This window comes from Aquabacterium sp., from assembly GCF_044226965.1.
In the GTDB taxonomy this organism is placed as follows: domain Bacteria; phylum Pseudomonadota; class Gammaproteobacteria; order Burkholderiales; family Burkholderiaceae_C; genus Pseudaquabacterium.
Genome location: NZ_JBGAGA010000023.1, coordinates 15,622 through 29,120, shown reverse-complemented (window position 1 = coordinate 29,120; position 13,499 = coordinate 15,622). Strand labels below are relative to the sequence as shown.

Below are 13,499 nucleotides of genomic sequence, written 5' to 3'. Positions count from 1 at the left end.
ATGAGACGCCGGGCCGCCCCAAGGCTCATAGCCCCGCAGCGCGCAGCGCGGAGGGACGTCCAGTGAGCCTGTTGCTGGCCACGCAGTGGGTGCTGTTGCTGGGGGCCGCGCTTTGCCTGCTGCCGCTGCCCAACACGTACCGCGCCTCCCTCGGCATCGCGGCGCAGGCGCTGGCGGTGGTGCTGGTCTGGATGGCCGTGGCGCCGGTGCTGGCCGGCGGTGCGCCGCTGGTGGGCGACCTGCCGTGGGCCCATCCGGTGGGCACGCTGCGCATCCGGCTCGACGGGCTGGGCGCCTTCTTCCTGGCCTGGTCGGTGCCGATGACGCTGCTGGGCAGCGTCTATGCCGCGGGCTACCTGCGCCCGCACTTCGCCACCCGGCGCCATGTGGGGGTGCACTACGCGCTGCTGAACCTCACCGCGCTGTCCTTCGTGCTGGTCTACAGCGCCGACCACGCGCTGGTGTTCCTGCTCGGCTGGGAGATCGCGGCGCTGGCGGCCTGGCTGCTGGTGATCTGGGACTACACCAACCAGAAGGTGCGCTTCGCCGGCTTCAACTACCTGGTGTCCACGCATGTCGGCCTGATCTTCCTGGTGGCCGGCTTCATGATCCTGTACACCCACGCCGGGTCGTGGGACCTCGGCAGCTTCGGGCTCTGGCTGCGCACGCACCCGGGCGCCGAGCGCAACCTGGTCTTCCTGCTGCTGCTCACCAGCTTCGCGCTGAAGTCCGCGTTCTTCCCGTTCCACTCGTGGCTGCCGCGCGCCCATGCCGCGGCGCCGGCGCATGTCTCGGCGCTGATGTCGGGCGTGATCCACAAGGCCGGCCTGTACGCGCTGGTGCGCCTGCTGCTGATGATGGGGCGGCCGGACGAGTGGATGGGATGGTTCCTGCTCGGCTTCGGCGCGCTGTCGGCCGCGATGGGCGCGCTCTACACGGTCAGCCAGCGCGACCTGAAGCGGCTGCTGGGCTATTCGTCGACCGAGAACGTCGGCATCGCCGCGATGGGCCTGGGCGTCGGCAGCCTGGGCCTGGCCTGGCAGCAGCCGGTGCTGGTGGCGCTGGGCTTTGCCAGCGGGCTGATGCACGTGCTGAACCACGCCTTCTTCAAGTGCCAGCTGTTCTACGCCGCCGGTGCGGTGTACCAGGCCGCGCACGGCGTGGACATGGAAAAGCTCGGCGGCCTGGCCCGGCTGATGCCGTGGACCGCGCTGAGCTTCCTGGTCGGCGGCATCGCGATCTCGGCGCTGCCGCCGTTCAACGGCTTCACCAGCGAGTTCCCGCTGTACTCGGGCCTGTTCACCGACCAGCCGGTGCCGGTGTGGGCGAAGGTGGCGCTGGCCGCGGCGGGCGCGGTGCTGGCCTTCGTCGGCGCGCTGTCGGCGCTGAGCATCACGCGCGCCTTCGGCGTGGTGTTCCTCGGCAGCCCGCGCGACGCGTCCGCCACGCATGCCACGGAGGTCGGCTGGTGCATGCGCGCGCCGCTGCTGCTGCATGGCCTGGGCGTGGTCGTGCTCGGGCTGGTGCCGGCGCTCGGGCTGGCGCTGGTGCAGGCCACCACCGCGCTGGCGCTGGCCGAGGTGCCGGCCGCCACCGGGCATGAACTGGCCGCGGTGGGCGGCACGCTGGGCCGCATCGGCGCGCTGTCGGGCCTGCTGGTGGGGGCCGCCGCCGCGCTGTGGGGGCTGCGCCGCATGCTGGCGCGCGCGCCCGGCGCATCGCATGTCACCTGGGGCTGCGGCTACACGGCCGTCGGCCCGCGCATGCAGTACACCGGCTCCAGCTTCTCGTGGGACTTCGCGCAGCGCTTCCGCAGGCTGATGGTGCTGCTGCATCGCCACAAGGCGCCGCAGGCCTACTTCCCGACCGATGCCTATGTGGTGACCGACTGCGTCGATGCCGTCGAGCGGCGCCTCTACGCGGTCATCGGCCACGGCGACAGCTCCGCCGCCGACCTGTCGCGCCAGCTGCGCGAGGACGATCCGCGCCCGGCCTTCGCCGCCGGGCTGATCGCGCTGGTGGTGATCGCCGGCCTGATCGTCATCTCCGGAGGGGCCTTGCGGTGAGGCCGCTGCTGATCGCCGTGCACCTGCTGCTGGTGCTGGCCATGCCGGTCGTGATGGTCGGGCTGGTCAACCGCACCAAGTCCTGGTGGGGCGGCCGCCGCGGGCCGCCCATCACCCAGTTGGCCTGGGACCTGCTGCGCCTGCTGCGCAAGCGGCCGGTGGTGAGCCAGGTCACCACGCCGCTGTTCAAGGCCGGTGCGTGGGTGGTGCTGGCCGCCTCGCTGCTGGCCGCGATGATCGCGCCGATGCTGGGGCCGCTGGCGCCGCTGCAGTTCGGCCGCGACTTCATCGTCTTCGCCTACACGCTGGGCCTGGCGCGCCTGGGCCTGATGCTCTCGGCGCTGGACACCGGCAGCCCCTTCGAAGGCATGGGCAGCGCGCGCGAGGCCTCGTTCACCGCCTTCATCGAGCCGGCGCTGTTCCTGCTGGTCGGCACGGCCGCGGTCGTCACCGGGCAGGCCAGCCTGGCCGACCTGGTCGGCCGCCTGGCCTATCACGACGCGTACGCGTGGCTGGTGCTGCCGGTGCTGGCGGTGCTGTTCGTGCTGCTGCAGGCCGAGGCCGCCCGCGTGCCGGTGGACGACCCGCTCACCCACCTCGAGCTGACGATGGTCCACGAGGTGATGGTGCTCGACCACAGCGGCCCGGAGCTGGCGGCGATGCAGTACGCGGCGGCCGTCAAGCTGACGCTGTACGCCGGCCTGATCGCGACCCTGCTCAACCCCTTCGACCTGCTGCGCCAGCCGCTGCCGGCCGTGGCCGCGGCCGTGGCGCTGATGATGGGCGTGGCGGTGGCGCAGGGCTGTGTCGAGTCGCTGGTGGCCCGGCTGCGCATGAAGCGGGTGCCGCAGTACCTGCTGCTGGCCACCGCGGTGGCCGCTGCGGCGCTGCTGGCCGCCGGCGCGATGGCGAGGGCCGCATGACGCTGCCGATCACGCTGTTCCTGGTGGCGGTGGTGGTGCCGGTGTTCTTCGGCAAGGTGCGCTCAGCCCCCGTCTGGCTGCTGCTGCAGGCGCTGGCACTGGGCTGGAGCGGCTTCGTGCAGCATCCGCAGGCCTCGCCGCACGCGCTGGCCGCGCTGGCCGAGGTGATCGCGGTGCGCGCGCTGCTGGCGCCCTGGCTGCTGCGGCGGGCGATCCGCGCGCGCGGCGAGCCCGACCTCGACCTGATGCCCTCCAACCTGTTCGCCTGGGCGGTGGCGGTGGCGCTGATCGTGCTGGCCTTCGAGTTCGGCGCGCCGGCGGCCGAGGCACGCCACGCCATGGCGCTGGGCGCGGTGGCCGCCACCGTAGCCGTCTCGCTGCTGCTGCTGGCCACCAATGCCGCGCCGCCGGCCCAGCTGGTGGCCGTGCTGTACATGGAAAACGCGCTCGGCCTGTTCGAGACCCTGCTGCCCGAGCCCTGGCCGCTGCCGGTGCATCTGGCGCTGGGACTGATCTACCTCGGCACCGTGGGGCTGGGCGGCTGGCTGATCGGCACGCCGGACGAAGCCCGGCCGGCGCCCCTGCCCCCCGAAGGCGGCCGCGCATGACGACGCCCGCGCTCGCCAGCACCCCGCCGCCGCGCGCCGCCGCGGCCGGCGCCTGGGCCGGCCCGGTGCTGGTGGCGCTGGCCCTGGCGCTGCTGGTCGGCTGGTCGGCCACCTATGCCCGGCTCGGCCTGGGCGGGCTGCCGCTGTACTTCGCGCAGCGCTTCCTGGTGCTGGACGCCACCGCGATGTTGTTCCTGCTGGTGGTCAACGCGGTGTTCCTCGGCATCAGCGTCTACATGTCCTCGCGCGCCAGCACCTCGCGCATGCTGGCCGAGAACATGCTGCCGCGCAGCGCGCTGACGCTGGCCTTCATGGCGGCCATGAACCTGGGGCTGATGGCCAACCACCTGCTGCTGCTGTGGGCCTTCATCGAGCTCACCACGCTGTGCCTGGCCCCGCTGGTGGCGCAGGGCGACGCGCTGGCGCCGCGCCGCGTGGCCTGGCACTACCTGCTGTACTCCAGCATGTCGCTGGCGCTCACCTTCCTCGGCATCCTGTGCCTCACGCGCTCGGCCGCCACGCAGGGCCTGGCCACCAGCTTCATGCTCGACGAGATGGCCCGCACGCTGCCGACCACGGGCGACGGCTGGCAGCGCCTGGGCCTGGCGCTGATGCTGTTCGGCCTGGGCAGCAAGCTCGGCCTGGTCCCGCTGTATGCCTGGCTGCCCGAGACCTACGAGGCCGCGCCCACCAGCACCAGTGCGCTGCTGGCGGCGGTGCAGTTCAACATCAGCATCGTCGCGGTGCTGCGCATCCTGCAGGTGTTCCAGGGGCACGAGCTCGGCTTCGTGCAGCACGAACTGCTGATCCTCGGCTGCCTGACGCTGACCGTCGCCGCGGTCCAGGTCATGGCCGCGCGCAACTACAAGCGGCTGATCGCCTATGCCAGCATGGCCTCCTCGGGGGTGATCGCCATCGGCCTGTCGGTGGGCCGCGCGGCGGCCTACGGCGTGCTGCTGTACGTCGTCAGCAACGCCTTCGTGAAGGCGCTGCTGTTCCTCACCGCCGGCCGGCTGCGCGCGGTCTACCGCACGAATGAAACCGCGCCGCTGGCCGGCGTGGTGCGGGTGCTGCCGTTCTCCGGCGCGCTGTTCGCGGTGGGCACCTTCGCGCTGCTGGGCTTTCCGCCGTTCGGCAGCTTCATGGCCGAGATGCTCATCCTCTCGGGCATCGTGCAGGCCGGCAACCTCATCGCCTTCACGCTGATGTGCACGATGCTGACGATCATCTTCGTCGCCACCGGCCGCGCGGTGTTCCCGATGCTGTGGAACCCGCCGGGCCAGCACCGGCCGCCGGTGCGCGAGACCTGGGTCACCGCACTGCCCAAGCTGGGCTTCGTCACCGTGCTGGTGCTGCTGGGCGTGTACACCCCGGCGCCGATCAGCGAGCTGCTGCTGCAGGTGGCGCAGTCGATCGGGGGCCGTGGATGAGCGCGCTGCCGGAACCCGCCAAGGCCGTGGCCCTGCGGTTCACGCGCGAGCTGACGCCGCTGGCGCTGGGCGCCTGGGCCGCGCAGTGCGAGCAGGCGCTGGCAGGCGGCGCACGCCTGCTGTCGCTGTTCGGGCGCCGCGACGGGGACGATGTCATCGTCACCGCCGTGCTGCTGCCCGCCGCAGGCCCGATGGACATCCTGCGCGGGCGCGGCCCCGCGGCCGAGGGCTACCCGGCACTGACCGCGCGCTTCCCGTCGGCCCAGGTGTTCGAGCGCGAGCTGTGGGAGCAGACCGGCATCGCCCTGCACGACCACCCCTGGCTGAAGCCGGTGCGCTTCGAGGGCGCGCGCCAGACTCGCCTGCACGAGTACCCGTTCTTCCAGGTGCGCGGGCAGGAGGTGCACGAGGTCGGCGTCGGCCCCATCCACGCCAGCGTGATCGAGCCGGGCCACTTCCGCTTCATGTGCCACGGCGAGACGGTGCACCACCTCGAGATCCAGCTCGGCTACCAGCACCGCGGCGTCGAGGCGCTGATGCTCGCGCGCGGCCCGCAGGCGATGGCCGGCCTGGCCGAGACGATTGCCGGGGACAGCAGCATTGCCCACGCCTGGGCCTGCTGCGCGGCGCTGGAGGCCCTGGGCGGCGCGCCGCTGGCGCCGGAGGTGGACCGCGTGCGCGGCGTGGCGCTGGAGCTCGAGCGCATCGCGATGCACCTGGCCGCGCTCACCGGCCTGGCCACCGACATCGCCTTCCTGCAGGGCGGTGCCACCTATGGCCGGCTGCGCACCGCGATCATCAACGCGACGATGCGCGTCTGCGGCAGCCGCTTCGGCCGTGGCTGGCTGCGGCCCGGCGGCGTGCGCTTCGGCATCACGCCGGCGCTGCGCACGGACCTGCTGCAGACCCTGTCCGACTTCGGCCGCGACTTCCACCAGGTCAACGCGCTGATGCGCTGCGCGCGCACGGTGCGCGCACGCTTCCAGGGCGTGGGACTGGTCAGCCCGGAGGCGGCGCGCGACATCGGCCTGGTCGGCGTGGCCGCGCGGGCCAGTGGCATGGCCTTCGACACGCGCGAGCGCCTGCCGGGCCTGCTGTACAGCCAGCACCCGGTGGCGGTGCAGGCCGAAGCCGACGGCGACTGCTGGTCGCGGCTGGTGCTGCGCATGCGCGAGATCGACGCCTCGCTGCAGTGGCTGCAGGCCCTGCTGGCCGCGCCGGACCTGGCCCTGGAAGCACCTGCCCTGCGCCCGCCGGGGCCGCTGTACCACGACACCCTGTGCGTGAGCCTGCGCGAGGGCTTCCGCGGCCCGGTGCTGCACGCCTTGGAAACCGGTGCCGACGGGCAGCTGCTGCAGGTCAAGCTGCAGGACCCGTCGCTGCCCAACTGGTTCGGCCTGGCGCTGGCGGTGCGCGACAACGAGATCTCCGACTTCCCGATCTGCAACAAGAGCTTCGACCTCTCCTATTGCGGGAACGACCTGTAGGCCACGCCATGTTCAAGTCGATCGCCGTCCGCCGCGCCCAGGGCAGCCAGTTCATCCCCGACCCGCGCCGCGCCGCGCCCGCCGGCTTCCGCGGCCGGCCGGTCATCGGCCCCGGCGCCTGCGACAGCGGCTGCCAGGCCTGTGCCCAGGCCTGCCCCACCGGCGCCATCGTGGCCGCGCCGCTGGCCATCGACCTCGGCCGCTGCACGCAGTGCGGCGACTGCGCCCCGGCCTGCCCGGCCTCGAGGCTGGGCTACGCCAACGACGTGCAGCTGGCCGCCACCGACCGGGCCGGCCTGGTGATCGGCGTGGACCGCCCGGCGCCCGACCCGGTGCGGGTCTCGGCCGCGCTGAAGCAGCGCTTCGGCCGCTCGCTGAAGCTGCGCTCGGTCTCGGCCGGGGGCTGCAATGCCTGCGAGCTGGAGGTCAACGCACTGACCAACGTCAACTTCGACATCGGCCGCTACGGCATCGACATCGTCGCCTCGCCGCGCCATGCCGACGGCCTGGTGCTGACCGGCCCGATCACCCGCAACATGGCCGACGCGCTGCAGCTGTGCTGGGACGCGATGCCCGAGCCCAAGCTGGTGATCGCGGTGGGCGCCTGCGCGATCTCGGGCAGCCCGTTCGAGGGCTCCGGCGCGCTGGACCGGCGCTTCCTCGATCGCATCCAGCCCACGCTGTACGTGCCCGGCTGCCCGGCGCATCCGCTGACCTTCGTCTGCGGCATCCTGGACCTGCTGGGCATCCCGTCCTGACCCGCGCCGCTGCGCCACCGCCCCATGCCCGAGACCACCGACCCCGCGCAGCACGTCAAGCCCTTCGTCCACGAATCGCTGACGCGCAAGACGCTGCAGTTCTCGCTGTGCGAGATCCAGAGCCGGATGGACGTGCGCGACCCGCACGCGCTGGACCTGGAATACACGCGCACGATGATGGGCTTCCTGCTGTTCCTGCCGCAGCCCCGGCACCTGTCGATGATCGGGCTGGGCGGCGGCTCGCTGGCCAAGTTCTGCCACCGCCACCTGCCCGACACGCGGCTGCACGTGATCGAGATCAATCCGCACGTGATCGCGCTGCGCGACGAGTTCCACGTGCCGCCGGACAGCGAGCGCTTCCGCGTCATCGCCGGTGATGGCGCTCACTATGTTCGTTATCGATCGGCGCGCTGCGACGTGCTGATGGTCGATGGCTTCGACTACAACGGCCAGCCGGGGTCGCTGTGCTCGCAGCGCTTCTACGACGACTGCCACGAGCTGCTGCAGCCCGGCGGCATGCTGGTGGTCAACCTGCACTTCGGGCACCCGGACCACCTGCGGCACGTGGAGCGCATCCGCCGCAGCTTCAGCGGCGCGGTGCTGGTCGTCGACGACGAGGAGTGCAGCAACAGCATCGTGTTCGCCTGCAAGGGGCCGGGCATCGCGCGCCTGGCCGCCGGCACGGCCGGCCTGCCCAAGGGCTTGTCGCGCGACGGCGCCCGCCAGCTGATGTCCGCGTTCTCGCTCGTCACCTCGGCCTGGCAGGCGCAGTACGGCTGACGCCGCGCAGCCCCTTCCCGCACGCAGGACCGCGGAGTACGATGTGCATGCGATGAGCATTCAATTTTCATACTGAGGATCAGGGTCCATGGAGCTGAAGACCGCACGCCTGACGCTGCTGATCGATCCCAACAAGAAGGCGGCCTTCGAGCGCCTGTGCGCGCAGCAGGACCTGACGCCCTCGCAGGTGGTGCGCCAGCTGATCCGCGACTACCTGGCCCACCACGGCGTGGGCTACCAGCCCAGCGGCGCCGGCGCCGGCGACGACGAAGGCGCCGCGCCCGAGGCGGCGGCGCGGCGCGGACCGCGCCCCCGGAAGGGATGAACCGTGGGGCCGTGGTCGGCGCCGGCCGGCTGGCTCGCCATCGACGGCACGATGGCGGTGTGCATGGGCTGGCTGCTGCTGGGCGTGGCCGGCGTCGCGGCGCTGCACCGGCTGGCCTTCGTGGCCCAGGTGCTGTTCCCGCTCGGCGGCGTGCTCGGCCTGGCGCTGGCCGCCGTGGCGGCCTGGGCGCTGGCAGGCACGCCCGAGGTGGCGGTGCTGCCCATCGGCCTGCCCAGCCTGCCGCTGCACCTGCGGCTGGACAGCCTGGCGGCGTACTTCCTGCTGGTCATCGGCGCGGCCTCGGCCGGCATCTCCTTCTTCGCCGCGGGCTACTTCCGCCAGGGTGAAGGCACGCCGCCGGGCCTGCTGTGCCTGGCGTACCACCTGTTCCTGGCCAGCATGGCTGGCGTGGTGCTCGCCGACGATGCCTACGGCTTCATGGTGATGTGGGAGACCATGGCGCTGAGCTCGTACTTCCTCGTCACCGCCAACCACCGCGTGGCCGAGGTGCGCAGCGCGGGCTACCTGTACATCACGATGGCGCGGGTGGGCGCCATCGCCATCCTGATGTGCTTCGGCGTGCTGCAGGCCAACACCGGCGACTACACCTTCGCCAACATGCGCGCGCAGCAGCTGTCGCCGTTCTGGGCCTCGGTGGGCTTCCTGCTGGCGCTGTTCGGCTTCGGCGCCAAGGCCGGCATCCTGCCGCTGCACGTGTGGCTGCCCGAGGCCCACCCGGCCGCGCCCTCGCCGGTCTCGGCCCTGATGAGCGGCGTGATGCTCAACACCGCCCTGTACGGCCTGCTGCGCGTGGCGATGGACCTGCTGCAGCTGCGCCTGTGGTGGTGGGGCGCGCTGCTGCTGGCCGCCGGCCTGGCCACCGCGCTGTACGGCGTGATCTTCGCCGCCGTGCAGACCGACATGAAGCGCCTGCTGGCCTACTCGTCGATCGAGAACATGGGCCTGCTGTTCGTCGGCATGGGGCTGGCGCTGATCTTCTCCGGCTACGGCATGGCGCCGATGGCGGCACTGGCGCTCACCGCCATGCTCTACCACGTGGCCAGCCACGCCTTCTTCAAGAGCCTGCTGTTCCTGGGCACCGGCAGCGTGCTGCACGCCACCGCCGAGCGCAGCCTGGGCAAGCTGGGCGGGCTGATCCACAGCATGCCCTGGGTCGGCTGGTTCACGCTGCTGGGCGTGCTGGCCAGCGCCGGCCTGCCGCCGCTGGGCGGCTTCGTCTCGGAATGGCTGCTGCTGCAGAGCTTCCTGTTCACGCCGGGGCTGCCGGTGCCGCTGCTGACCATGCTGATCCCGGTGGTGGCCGCCCTCATCGCGCTGGTGGCCGCGCTGGCCGGCTACACGATGGTCAAGTTCTTCGGCGTCATCTTCCTCGGCCAGCCGCGCGAGGAGCGCCTGGCCCATGCGCACGATGCCGGCCTGCGCGAGCGCATCGGCATGGGCTGGCTGGTGGCCGGCTGCCTGGCGCTGGGCCTGCTGCCGGTGCCCGTGATCGGCCTGATCGACCCGGTGACGCGCCAGCTCGCCGGCGCCGGCCTGGGCGAGCGCGTGGCTGCCGGCGGCTGGCTGCTGGTGCCCAATGCGATGGAGCAGGCCAGCTACGGGCCGGTGATCGTGCTGCTGGGCATCCTGGCCAGCTTCGCGCTCGCCTACCTGCTGGTGCGCCGGCTCTACCACGGGCGGCTGCGCCGCGGCATCGCCTGGGCCTGCGGCTTCCCGGGGGGCACGCCGCGCATGCAGGACACGGCCGAAGGCTTCGGCCAGCCGATCCGCCAGATCTTCGAGCCCTTCTTCCAGATGCAGCGCGAGCTGCCCACGCCCTTCGACGAGCAGCCGCGCTACCGCGTCGTCGTCGAGGACCACTTCTGGCGCTGGATGTACCTGCCCATCGCCGCGCTGGCCGCCCGGCTGGCGCGGCTGATCGGCCTGATGCAGCAGGGCCGCATCGCGGTGTACCTGCTGTACAGCTTCCTCACGCTGGTGGCCACGCTGCTGGCGGTGATGCGATGAACTGGACCGGCGCGCTCTCCCAGGGGCTCGAGATCGTGCTGGCCATCCTGCTGGCGCCGGCGCTCACCGGCTGGGTCAACCAGTGGCGCGCCTGGCTGCAGAACCGCTCGGCCCCCAGCCTGTGGCAGCCCTACCGCCAGCTGCACAAGCTGTTCGTCAAGCAATCGGTGGTGGCCGACCAGGCCTCGCGGCTGTTCCGCACCGCGCCCTACGTGGTGTTCGGCTGCATGGTGCTGGCCTGCGGCATCATCCCCACGCTGTCCACCGACCTGCCGCTGGCGCCGGCGGCCGATGCGATCGCGCTGGTCGGCCTGTTCGCGCTGGCCCGCGTGTTCATCTCGCTGGCGGCGATGGACGTGGGCACCGCGTTCGGCACGCTGGGGGCGCGGCGCGAGATGCTGATCGGCTTCCTGGCCGAACCGGCGCTGCTGATGGTGCTGTTCTCGGCCTCGCTGATCTCGCAGTCGACCTCGCTGACCACCATCGTCGAGACGCTGGCCCACCGCGAACTGGCCATCTACCCGGGCCTGGCCTTCGCCGGCGTGGCGTTCACGATGGTGTCGCTGGCCGAGAACGCGCGCGTGCCGGTGGACAACCCGGCCACGCACCTCGAGCTCACGATGATCCACGAGGCGCTGATCCTCGAATACTCCGGCCGACACCTGGCGCTGATCGAATGGGCGGCCAGCCTGAAGCTGTTCGCCTACTCGTGCATGGGCCTGGCGCTGTTCCTGCCCTGGGGCGTGGCCGAGGCCCAGGCGCCGCTGGCCATGCTGCTGGCGCTGCCGGTGCTGGTGCTCAAGCTGGCGCTCGGCGGCTGCCTGCTCGCGCTGCTGGAAACCCTGTCGGCCAAGATGCGCATCTTCCGCGTGCCCGAGTTCCTGGCCGCGGCCTTCCTGCTGGCGGTGATCGGCATGCTGGTGCACATCCTGCTCGCGCCGCGCTGAGGCAAGACCATGACCGCGCTGCTCACCCAGTTCGTCAACCTGCTCGGCGCGCTGCTGCTGATCCTGGCCTTCGCGATGATCGCGCAGCGGCGCATCCTGTCGCTGATCCACCTGTTCACGATGCAGGGTGCCACGCTGGTGCTGGCCACGGTGGTGGTGGGCTACGTCACGCACCAGCCGCACCTGTACCTGTCGGCGGGCGTGACCTTCCTGCTGAAGGTGCTGCTGATCCCCTGGCTGCTGCACCGCGTGGTGCGGCGCCTGGACATCCGCTGGGAGCTGGAGAGCCTGATCAACATCCCCACCACCATGCTCATCGGCATCGGCGTGGTGATCTTCGCCTTCAACCTGGCGCTGCCGATCTCGCGCCTGTCGCACACGCTGGCCAGCGGCACGCTGGGCATCGCGCTGGCCTGCGTGATGCTGTCGTTCCTGATGATGATCACCCGCGCCAAGGCGGTGCCGCAGGTGATCGGCTTCCTGTCGATGGAGAACGGCCTGTTCTTCGCCGCCACCTCGGCCACCTACGGCATGCCGATGATCGTGGAGCTGGGCATCGCGCTGGACGTGCTGATCGGCGTGCTGATCCTGGGCGTGTTCATGTTCCAGATCCGCGAGCAGTTCGACAGCCTGGACATCCGCCACCTCGAGAAGCTGAAGGATGACTGACCCCCTGCTCGCCCTGGCATTCCTGCTGGCCGTGCCGCTGCTGGGCGGCGTCGTGCTCGGGCTGTTCGGGCACCGCGACGGCGCGCGCGACATCAACGTCGCCTTCAGCGCCACCACCTTCGCCTGTGCCTGCGTGCTGACGGCCGAAGTGATCGGCCAGGGGCCGCTGCTGCTGTGGGACCGCCACTTCTACATCGACGCGCTGAACGTCTTCCTGGTCACGCTCACCGCCTTCGTCGGGCTCACCACCTCGATCTTCTCGCGCCCCTACATGCGGGTGGAACGCGACCACGGCAAGATGACGCCGCCGCGGCTGCGCCTGTACCACAGCATGTACCAGCTGTTCAACTTCACGATGCTGCTGGCGCTGACGACCAACAACCTCGGCATCGTGTGGGTGGCGATGGAGGCGGCCACGCTGTCCACCGTGCTGCTGGTCAGCGTGTACCGCAGCGCGGCCAGCCTGGAGGCGGCGTGGAAGTACTTCATCCTCTGCGGCGTGGGCATCGCGCAGGCGCTGTTCGGCACCGTGCTGCTGTACATGGCCGCCGAGAAGGTGATCGGCCCCGAGATGGGCGGATCCGGCGGCGCGCTGCTGTGGACCAACCTGGACGCGGTGAAGGCCCGGCTCGACCCGCACATCATCACGCTGGCCTGGGCCTTCCTGTTCATCGGCTACGGCACCAAGGTGGGCCTGGTGCCGGTGCACAACTGGCTGCCCGACGCGCATGCCGAAGGTCCCACCCCGGTGTCGGCGGTGCTCTCGGGCCTGCTGCTGAACGTGGCGCTGTACGCGGTGCTGCGCTGCAAGGTGCTGACCGACGGCGCGCTGGGCGGCAACGCGCTCACCGGCGCGCTGATGATGGGCTTCGGCCTGGTCTCGGTGGTGGCGGCGGTGTTCTTCATCATCCGCCAGCGCGACGTCAAGCGCATGTTCGCGTACTCGTCGATCGAGCACATGGGCCTGATGACCTTCGCCTTCGGCATGGGCGGGCCGATCGCCAGCTTTGCCGGGCTGCTGCACATGACCGTGCACTCGCTGATCAAGTCGGCCATCTTCTTCGCGGTCGGCCATGCCACGCAGAAGGCCGGCTCTCAGATCATGGACGAGATCCGCGGCCTCATCCGCGTCAGCCCGACGGTGGGCTGGGGCCTGATGCTGGGCGCGCTGGCCATCCTGGGCATGCCGCCCTTCGGCGTCTTCGCCAGCGAGTTCCTCATCGTCACCACCGCGATGCGCGAGCACCCCTGGGCCACGCCCTTCCTGCTGATCGCGCTGGGCCTGGCCTTCGCCTCGGTGTTCAGCCGCGTGCAGCCGATGGTGTTCGGCGACACCGTGCTGAAGCCGCTGGCGCATCCGCCCGCGCTGATCCCGGTGTTCGTGCACCTGGGCCTGGGCCTGATGCTGGGCCTGTACATCCCACCCTACCTCGACGCCTGGTACCGGCAGGCGGCGGCCATGCTGGGAGGCTGAGGCC

Annotated in this window: 12 protein-coding genes; all 12 read left to right on the top strand. The window is 71.4% G+C overall.

Features of this window, described 5'->3' with window-relative positions; translation table 11 throughout:
* Positions 1–62: 62 nt before the first annotated feature.
* The 12 genes from ACILR4_RS12580 to ACILR4_RS12525 all read left to right on the top strand — a co-directional run bounded on the left by ACILR4_RS12580 (position 63) and on the right by ACILR4_RS12525 (position 13,495).
* Positions 63–2,066, top strand: a complete 2,004-nt coding sequence (locus ACILR4_RS12580; protein WP_395701202.1) for a proton-conducting transporter membrane subunit — start codon at positions 63–65, stop codon at positions 2,064–2,066.
* Positions 2,063–2,989, top strand: coding sequence for a respiratory chain complex I subunit 1 family protein (locus ACILR4_RS12575; protein WP_395701201.1), 927 nt, complete (start codon positions 2,063–2,065; stop codon positions 2,987–2,989). The genes ACILR4_RS12580 and ACILR4_RS12575 overlap by 4 nt, the downstream gene beginning before the upstream one ends.
* A complete protein-coding gene (locus ACILR4_RS12570; RefSeq protein WP_395701200.1) occupies positions 2,986–3,597 on the top strand; it encodes a hypothetical protein in 612 nt (203 codons plus the stop codon). Before ACILR4_RS12575 ends, ACILR4_RS12570 begins: the two co-directional genes overlap by 4 nt.
* A complete protein-coding gene (locus tag ACILR4_RS12565) occupies positions 3,594–5,027 on the top strand; it encodes a complex I subunit 5 family protein (RefSeq protein WP_395701199.1) in 1,434 nt (477 codons plus the stop codon). The genes ACILR4_RS12570 and ACILR4_RS12565 overlap by 4 nt, the downstream gene beginning before the upstream one ends.
* A complete protein-coding gene (locus tag ACILR4_RS12560) occupies positions 5,024–6,514 on the top strand; it encodes a hypothetical protein (protein ID WP_395701198.1) in 1,491 nt (496 codons plus the stop codon). Before ACILR4_RS12565 ends, ACILR4_RS12560 begins: the two co-directional genes overlap by 4 nt.
* Positions 6,515–6,522: 8 nt before the next feature.
* Positions 6,523–7,272 carry a 4Fe-4S binding protein gene (locus tag ACILR4_RS12555; RefSeq protein ID WP_395701197.1) on the top strand — a complete coding sequence of 250 codons (750 nt, stop codon included), beginning with the start codon at positions 6,523–6,525 and terminating at the stop codon, positions 7,270–7,272.
* 24 nt (positions 7,273–7,296) lie between these two features.
* The gene (locus ACILR4_RS12550) at positions 7,297–8,052 is read left to right on the top strand and encodes a transferase (protein WP_395701196.1); all 756 of its coding nucleotides are present in this window, start codon (positions 7,297–7,299) and stop codon (positions 8,050–8,052) included.
* 88 nt (positions 8,053–8,140) lie between these two features.
* Complete coding sequence (locus ACILR4_RS12545; protein WP_395701195.1) at positions 8,141–8,377, top strand: CopG family transcriptional regulator; 237 nt, start codon at positions 8,141–8,143, stop codon at positions 8,375–8,377.
* A 51-nt stretch (positions 8,378–8,428) separates the two neighbouring features.
* Entirely contained in the window at positions 8,429–10,405 is a 1,977-nt protein-coding gene (gene hyfB / locus ACILR4_RS12540) for a hydrogenase 4 subunit B (RefSeq protein WP_395701251.1), read from the top strand.
* Positions 10,402–11,352 (top strand): respiratory chain complex I subunit 1 family protein, encoded by a 951-nt coding sequence (locus ACILR4_RS12535; protein ID WP_395701194.1) that lies wholly within the window; start codon positions 10,402–10,404, stop codon positions 11,350–11,352. Before hyfB ends, ACILR4_RS12535 begins: the two co-directional genes overlap by 4 nt.
* A 9-nt stretch (positions 11,353–11,361) precedes the next feature.
* Entirely contained in the window at positions 11,362–12,021 is a 660-nt protein-coding gene (locus ACILR4_RS12530; protein WP_395701193.1) for a formate hydrogenlyase, read from the top strand.
* Positions 12,014–13,495, top strand: coding sequence for a hydrogenase 4 subunit F (locus ACILR4_RS12525; RefSeq protein WP_395701192.1), 1,482 nt, complete (start codon positions 12,014–12,016; stop codon positions 13,493–13,495). Before ACILR4_RS12530 ends, ACILR4_RS12525 begins: the two co-directional genes overlap by 8 nt.
* The last annotated feature ends 4 nt before the right edge of the window (positions 13,496–13,499 follow it).

Excerpts from the sequence above, each read along its gene's own strand:
- ACILR4_RS12525 (WP_395701192.1), top strand. The coding sequence starts at position 12,014 with ATGACTGACCCCCTGCTCGCCCTGGCATTCCTGCTGGCCGTGCCGCTG.
- ACILR4_RS12555 (WP_395701197.1), top strand. The coding sequence starts at position 6,523 with ATGTTCAAGTCGATCGCCGTCCGCCGCGCCCAGGGCAGCCAGTTCATC.
- ACILR4_RS12570 (WP_395701200.1), top strand. The coding sequence starts at position 2,986 with ATGACGCTGCCGATCACGCTGTTCCTGGTGGCGGTGGTGGTGCCGGTG.
- ACILR4_RS12550 (WP_395701196.1), top strand. The coding sequence starts at position 7,297 with ATGCCCGAGACCACCGACCCCGCGCAGCACGTCAAGCCCTTCGTCCAC.
- ACILR4_RS12565 (WP_395701199.1), top strand. The coding sequence starts at position 3,594 with ATGACGACGCCCGCGCTCGCCAGCACCCCGCCGCCGCGCGCCGCCGCG.
- ACILR4_RS12545 (WP_395701195.1), top strand. The coding sequence starts at position 8,141 with ATGGAGCTGAAGACCGCACGCCTGACGCTGCTGATCGATCCCAACAAG.
- ACILR4_RS12530 (WP_395701193.1), top strand. The coding sequence starts at position 11,362 with ATGACCGCGCTGCTCACCCAGTTCGTCAACCTGCTCGGCGCGCTGCTG.
- ACILR4_RS12535 (WP_395701194.1), top strand. The coding sequence starts at position 10,402 with ATGAACTGGACCGGCGCGCTCTCCCAGGGGCTCGAGATCGTGCTGGCC.
- hyfB (WP_395701251.1), top strand. The coding sequence starts at position 8,429 with ATGGCGGTGTGCATGGGCTGGCTGCTGCTGGGCGTGGCCGGCGTCGCG.
- ACILR4_RS12560 (WP_395701198.1), top strand. The coding sequence starts at position 5,024 with ATGAGCGCGCTGCCGGAACCCGCCAAGGCCGTGGCCCTGCGGTTCACG.